Raw genomic sequence first — 6,301 nt, 5'->3', positions numbered from 1 at the left:
CAGGACTTAAGATATTACAGTAACAGTTTAGGATATTTGCTAGGGCTTAAATAAGTCTTAGCAGTTGGGAGGATAGGTATGGAAAGATTATACTGTGGAATTAACTCATGTAGTTGTGTAGATGAAGATGGATATTGCAAAGCGTGGGGGATTGAAGAAAATGTTGAAACTTGCAGAGCACAAGCACTTGAAGAGAATTTAAAAAATGAAGTACCAGGAATAAAGATTAATGAGGACTATTCAGACTTAGAGGTGCTGTAATGAAAAAACATTTTATAATTTAACAGATGAAGATAAAAAATACATAGTAGAGCTAATAGCGAAGTGTGTAGAGCTGGGATTAGGCAACATTAATTTTCAATATTACACTACGAAAGTAAGCTTAAAGGAATATAGGTTTTATATGAATGAAATGAACGGCTTTTGGAGGTTGGTTGTTAAGAGTCAAGCAGAAAAGGATGTATTTAAATTTAGCCAATTAGATGAATACAAAATTATAGATGGAAATATTGAATACGTTTATTCAGAATCAGATTAAAGCAACATGGAGGAATTTGTGGGTAACTGGAAAGAAGAGTGGAAAGGCACCAAGAAAGAGCAGCGAGAACTTATAGAAGAGGTGTTGCAGGATATAAAAGCACAGCACTTTGAGGAGATGAATCAGGCTGATTTTAATAAATTGTTTAATGATGCATTTTGTAGAACACTGGTGCAATCAGAGTTAAGTGAGATGATGTTGTATATAGTGGAAAGCCAAGACGGAGCAAAATGAGTAACATATGAAGACGGAAGTAAATTATAGAAAAATAGATTTAGCAAGTAAACGCATTAAAGAATATATTGCCAAATGTGGTTACACATTCACCCTAAAGGAAATTATAGAAGATTATATAGAGTACTGGGTAGGTGATTGGTATGTAAGCTACACAGCTAATGATGTTATATCTAAGTATTTAATAGAATTTAGAGTATTAACAGGAATTTATACTAATAGAAAATAAAATCAAAAAATAGAGAAGGTGATAAGATTTGAAAAATACATCATGTATAAAATGTGTGAGGATAGGTGGAGACACTTGTCCATATTGTATAGATGCTTTAAGAGAGAAAAACAGAGTAAGAGATTGTAGCCTTTATATAACATTAGATGAATTAAAATGCGATAATGTGCAATTAAACTTATTCGATTAAATAAAATTAGAGTTTGAGAGGTAACTAAAATGGGAAGTAATAAAGACATATTAATTCAAATAGCCTTAATGTGGGCAGTGCAATATGAAAAGAGGAATAAAGAAGCATGTGATATGCTTTTAGGGTACTACAAAAGGAAATTATGGGGTGATTAAGAGGGCAAATTAATAGCCTTCTTTTTTTGTTTAATAAAGGAATCTCATGGCGATGCTTATAACTGAGGTGATGGCTCATTAAAAATATAGCACATATCCTAAAATGAAAGCATAGGTTCTTGCGATGATCTGCGCCAGGAGTATAAAAAGTGTAGTGGCTGCATCCAATATTATGGCAATGGGATATGTGCATTAAAAAAAGCAGGCTATTATTTAGTCTGCTTTTTATATCTTTCGGCAAGTACCTTCATAAGTAATTCAAAGTCTTTTTCTATGTTATAGTTTTCTTTATCTTCTAAGCCATAATACTTAACGATAGTATTAAGTATATCTTGTTCATCATCAAGAAGAGCTGATGGGGCTATATTAAGGGCTTTTGAAATATCAAGTAATGCAGAAAGGGTAACATTTGAACTACCAGACTCATACTTTTCAATTGAGCTTTTTGATTTAAAAATCATATCGGCGAGCTCTTGCTGAGTAAGGTTTTTTTCTTCTCTAAATCGTTTTATTCTATTGCCTATCTCTAACATAAGACCACCCAAATTCGACCTTAATATGTTTATTTTTATTAAAATATTATAACAAGCAATTGCTTCCAATTAAACAAATTATGTTGAAAAAGGAAAAAGTTTGATATATATATATTAATATATCGTAAATTTTTTATGACGAGAGAGGTTGCAATGAGTAAAAATAAGCTAATAGAAATAATAGAAAGGCATCTAGACGGAATTGATGGCAAACGATATGAGTCGCAAGAGTTTAAAGAGGGATTTGAGACATGTTTACATATAATATGTGATATATTTGAGTTGAAAGATTAAAACAAAGAAAGCCTACAGTTAATATAATGTAGGCTTTTGTTATGCGGATATTTTGACATGTACCTGTAAGTGAAGGTAGCCAGTTTGTTATGCGCAATCAAATTTTGTGCGATATAGGGGATGGGCAGAGCATTACGCATAACTTATCTACTTTTTCAGCCCATATTACAAGTGTAATTGATATACTTAGCAAGACAACGGCTCAAAGCCTAGTATTACTTGATGAATTAGGTTCAGGAACAGACCCAGCAGAAGGTATGGGGATTGCAATAGCTACTTTAGAAGCTTTAAGAAATAAAGGCTGCCTCGTTGTAGCAACGACTCATTACCCAGAGGTAAAAGAGTATGCAGATAAAGCAGAAGGATTTTTAAATGCCAGAATGTGCTTTGATAAAGAAAGTTTAAGACCACTTTATAAGCTTGAGATTGGAGAAGCAGGAGAAAGCTGTGCTTTTTATATTGCTGAAAAGTTAGGATTTCCTAAAGAGCTTATTGCATTAGCTAGCAGTTACACTTATAGTACGAGAGAAAAAGAAATAGGAGAAGGCATAAAAGAGAAATCAGAAACAGCTTCTGATAGTTTTCAAACAGACTTAAGTTTGCTTGAGGCGGTGCAAAAGATGGCACAAAAAGATGAAGTACAGGTACCGAGGATTAAGTCAAAACCTAAGAAAGATTCAAAGGCAAAGCAAGAGAAGCTCAAAAAGAAATTCCAAGTAGGTGATAGTGTCATAGTCTTCCCAGAAAAAGAAAAAGGTTTGATATTCCACACTATGGATGAGACTGGTAAGGTAGGCGTACAAATTAAAAAGAGTAAACGATGGGTTAATGTTAAAAGGGTTAAATTATTAGTAGCAGCCAAAGAATTATATCCAGAGGGTTATGATTTTAGCATTGTCTTTGATAGCGTTGCTAATCGTAAGGCAAAGCATAAGATGAGTAAAGGATATCGACCAAATATGGAAGCTGTGTATGAAAATGAAGAAGAAGCAAAGTGGCAGGAAGAAGCCAAGAATCAAGAAAATTGATAAATAGGGAATGAAATGAAAGAAATAGCTGTCTATATAAGTGAAAGTAAAAAAGTTAGGAGGAAAATATGGAAGCACTAGTAAATGAAAAAGAGCTGCTTGAGGGGCTAAAACAAGATGATCTTGCATGCTATGAGCAGCTTATTGATAGATATTCCTCTTATGTGGTGGCGGTAGTGAGCAAAGTAGCAGACGGACAATTGGGGCATGGTGATATAGAAGAGTTGTGTGCAGATGTTTTTATTAAGCTATGGGATAAGAGAAAGTCACTTACTATAGGAGAAGGAAAGTTAAAGGCTTATATAGCAGCTATAGCTAGAAATAAGACAATTAATTTATTGAAGGTAAAAGGAAAGGGGATTAGTATTCCATTAGAAGAAGATTTCATAGATTATACCTCACCAGAAAGTGAAGTGCTTAGACAAGAAGAAAGTCAGCTTGTAAATGAAGTAATAGCCACGCTTCCGGAGCCAGATAGAGAAATCTTTATACGAAGATATTTTTATATGGAAAAGGTAGTGGATATTAGCAGGCGATTAGGCATTAATGTGGCGACGGTAGGCACAAAGTTATTTCGAAGTAAAAAGAAGCTGGAAGCAACTTTGAGGGAAAGAGGTGTAAGCTATGAATAAAAAAGACTTAAAAGCAAAAAGGACTAATAGTCTAGTTTCGCAATTGATAGAAGAACTTAATGTGGAATTACTGGAAGATATTGATATAGAAGAAAATGTAGGAGATGAACTGACAGAAAAGACTAGGGCAATAGAAAAGAAAGAAGCACAGGCAGAAAAGGCTGGAGCAATAGAAAAGAAAGAAGCACAGGCAGAAAAGGCTGAGGCAATAGAAAAGAAAGAGGTACTGACAGAAGCGGTTAGCTTGGAGAAGATTAAGCAAAGGGCAATGGCGCATGCAGCAAATAGTAAGAAAGCTGATGAGAAAATAGTAGACTTACAACAAGCATATAGCCAGAAAGCACCAAAACAAGAAATAGGGAAATTAAATAAAAAGTCTAGCGGTACTAAAAGAAGAATAAAATCAAGATGGTGGATTCCGTTGGTGGCAATTTTGAGTTTAATAGGTGTAGTAGTGGCCTCCGTGAATCAAAATAGTACGCTTAAAAATTTCTTTGGTGATTTGTTTCCTTATGAGGACCAAGTGCAAGCCGTAGGGATAAATGAAGTGAAATCTGGTATTATTTACACAGTAGAAGGCGCATTTATAGATAATAAATCTGGATTATTTATTGTGAGTATGACAAAACAGGATGCTAGTGCCTTTGAAACTGGCACAAAGGTTAAAGGCATGCGATTAGAAATAGAAAAGCCAAGTTCTATGGGATGGGGCATACAAAGCTATTTAGAAGATAATAATAAAAAACTAGTGAGCGTTATGAAATTATCTTGCGATAGACCACTTTATAAAGATGAACTTACATTAAGTGCACAGGACTTGGTGAAGGAAGTATATAATGTTAAGGAGATTCCTGTAGATTTAAACAAACTTTATGAAGAAGGAAAGTTTACAACTTTAAAGGGAAATGAGGAAAACTGGTATAACTATGCAGTAGAGGATGGTTTAAATATACACCCTCTAGAAGATTTTAAACAATTTAATATTGATGATATTAGAATTTCAAATGTAGGATTAAGCATTATTACAAGTTATCCAGATATAACTGGGATTCAAGATAGAACAATAGACTTAGCCCTTATTGATACAAGAACAGGAGAAAATTATGAATCTCAATGTTATAGTAAATGGGAAGAAGAGACAGGGCTTAATAAAAATAGTTTTGTTTTCGAGAAGATAAAGGTACAAGATTTACCTTATTTAAAAGTACAGCTTATGGATTATCATAACAAAGAGCTTATATCACAGACTTGGCAGGTTAAATTTAAACTTAGCAAGAATTCTCAGGTCGTAAGTAAGCGAATCTTTTGTCCTACAAAAATTGAGGAGGATACAGTTGTATTTACAAGACTAGATGTATCAACATTAGGCGTAGTATTAAAAGGTTATACAAATGCAAAATCTCCTGAGAAGCTAGATATTACGATTGTAATGAAAGATGGTGCAGAAAGAAAGTTAATTTACAGTGGTTCTAGTAGTGGTTTAGGAGGATTAACGTGCCATTATAACCTGGGGATAAATGAAGAGAGTTATATACCAGCACTTATAGATTTAGAGAATGTAACGCGTGTAAAAATAAATGATAAAGTTATAAAAATAAAATAAGCTTCCACAAGAGTGATGTGAGTAAGAAGCTTTTTTGTGAATAAGTTGAAGAGAAAAATTAAAAAATGTGGATGAATTTAAGAAGGCTCTGTGGAGAACTTAAAACATATATAACAAGGTTAAGACTAAATTTGTCGCATTTATGGGATTATGCCAATATATGAGACTTTTTCAAAATGGGATTGGGCTATAATGAAAATGATGATCTATAGGTTAGCATTACGGCGTTAAGCGATAACCATAGACTTAAATTAAAGCGTAATAATAGATAAGGGGATTAGCCATGCATTTTGATAACGATTGCTTTTACTGTGTAAAAGACAACAGATTAACAGACATTATGATTAAAATTTGTGATCTTGAAGCATCAACACTTTACCTTTTCAAAGAACAAACATACAGAGGTAGATGTTTAGTAGCTTACAAAGAACATAAAAGTGAAATCTTCCACTTAACAGATGAAGAAAGAAATGCTTTCATGAAAGACGTAGCAAGAGTAGCTAATGCTATGGACAAAGCATTCTCACCAACAAAAATCAACTACGGTGCATATGCAGATAAAATGACACACCTTCATTATCACATTGTACCAAAATATGAAGGTGGTCCAAGCTTTGGTGGCACATTTGAAATGATGCCAGAACCAAAAGTATTATTAAGTGATGCAGAGTATGCAGAGCTTATTGAAAAAGTGAAAGAAAACCTTTAGGATACCTTTAGGATAGGGGGGTGGCTCAACGTGCCGCCGCCTTTTTTTTGGAGGTGAGGGGCATGGATAAATTAGGGTATATAGTTTTCCTTTGACCTCCCGTTGGTCGAAGTCAAGATAAAACTATATACCCTAATTTATCCACACCCATGAAGT

The 6,301-nt window shown here is 33.9% G+C and carries 10 protein-coding genes and 1 pseudogene; 10 read left to right on the top strand and 1 reads right to left on the bottom strand.

What is annotated here, in order from left to right:
* Nucleotides 1-78 precede the first annotated feature (78 nt).
* The 5 genes from AC1VAQ_RS20560 to AC1VAQ_RS20540 all read left to right on the top strand — a co-directional run bounded on the left by AC1VAQ_RS20560 (nucleotide 79) and on the right by AC1VAQ_RS20540 (nucleotide 1,346).
* The gene (locus AC1VAQ_RS20560; protein WP_479904488.1) at nucleotides 79-261 is read left to right on the top strand and encodes a hypothetical protein; all 183 of its coding nucleotides are present in this window, start codon (nucleotides 79-81) and stop codon (nucleotides 259-261) included.
* 142 nt (nucleotides 262-403) lie between these two features.
* Nucleotides 404-538 (top strand): hypothetical protein, encoded by a 135-nt coding sequence (locus tag AC1VAQ_RS20555; protein ID WP_479904487.1) that lies wholly within the window; start codon nucleotides 404-406, stop codon nucleotides 536-538.
* 18 nt (nucleotides 539-556) lie between these two features.
* The gene (locus AC1VAQ_RS20550) at nucleotides 557-772 is read left to right on the top strand and encodes a hypothetical protein (protein ID WP_479904486.1); all 216 of its coding nucleotides are present in this window, start codon (nucleotides 557-559) and stop codon (nucleotides 770-772) included.
* A gap of 7 nt (nucleotides 773-779) precedes the next feature.
* Nucleotides 780-1,001 carry a hypothetical protein gene (locus tag AC1VAQ_RS20545; RefSeq protein WP_479904485.1) on the top strand — a complete coding sequence of 74 codons (222 nt, stop codon included), beginning with the start codon at nucleotides 780-782 and terminating at the stop codon, nucleotides 999-1,001.
* Nucleotides 1,002-1,220: 219 nt separating this feature from the next.
* Nucleotides 1,221-1,346: a hypothetical protein gene (locus tag AC1VAQ_RS20540; protein WP_479904484.1), complete on the top strand. Its 126-nt coding sequence runs from the start codon at nucleotides 1,221-1,223 to the stop codon at nucleotides 1,344-1,346.
* 209 nt (nucleotides 1,347-1,555) lie between these two features.
* On the opposite strand, the gene AC1VAQ_RS20535 is transcribed toward AC1VAQ_RS20540, so the two are convergent.
* Nucleotides 1,556-1,879 carry a helix-turn-helix domain-containing protein gene (locus AC1VAQ_RS20535; protein WP_479904483.1) on the bottom strand — a complete coding sequence of 108 codons (324 nt, stop codon included), beginning with the start codon at nucleotides 1,877-1,879 and terminating at the stop codon, nucleotides 1,556-1,558.
* Nucleotides 1,880-2,032: 153 nt separating this feature from the next.
* Here AC1VAQ_RS20535 and AC1VAQ_RS20530 point away from each other — a divergent pair, with 153 nt between their 5' ends.
* The 5 genes and pseudogenes from AC1VAQ_RS20530 (at nucleotide 2,033) to AC1VAQ_RS20510 (ending at nucleotide 6,145) form a co-directional block, all read left to right on the top strand.
* Nucleotides 2,033-2,173: a hypothetical protein gene (locus AC1VAQ_RS20530; protein ID WP_479904482.1), complete on the top strand. Its 141-nt coding sequence runs from the start codon at nucleotides 2,033-2,035 to the stop codon at nucleotides 2,171-2,173.
* Between the two features lie 71 nt (nucleotides 2,174-2,244).
* Nucleotides 2,245-3,201: pseudogene (locus AC1VAQ_RS20525) on the top strand (MutS-related protein); the annotation flags it as partial.
* Nucleotides 3,202-3,269: 68 nt separating this feature from the next.
* On the top strand, nucleotides 3,270-3,833 hold the full coding sequence (locus AC1VAQ_RS20520) for an RNA polymerase sigma factor (RefSeq protein WP_302596769.1): 564 nt from the start codon (nucleotides 3,270-3,272) through the stop codon (nucleotides 3,831-3,833).
* Entirely contained in the window at nucleotides 3,826-5,436 is a 1,611-nt protein-coding gene (locus tag AC1VAQ_RS20515) for a hypothetical protein (RefSeq protein ID WP_479904481.1), read from the top strand. Before AC1VAQ_RS20520 ends, AC1VAQ_RS20515 begins: the two co-directional genes overlap by 8 nt.
* A gap of 283 nt (nucleotides 5,437-5,719) precedes the next feature.
* Entirely contained in the window at nucleotides 5,720-6,145 is a 426-nt protein-coding gene (locus AC1VAQ_RS20510; RefSeq protein ID WP_302596771.1) for an HIT family protein, read from the top strand.
* Nucleotides 6,146-6,301 lie beyond the last annotated feature (156 nt).

The sequence above is a fragment of the Cellulosilyticum sp. genome (assembly GCF_982396655.1).
The sequence above is the reverse complement of the archived record's forward strand: the minus strand, read 5'-3'. Positions and strand labels throughout refer to the sequence as shown.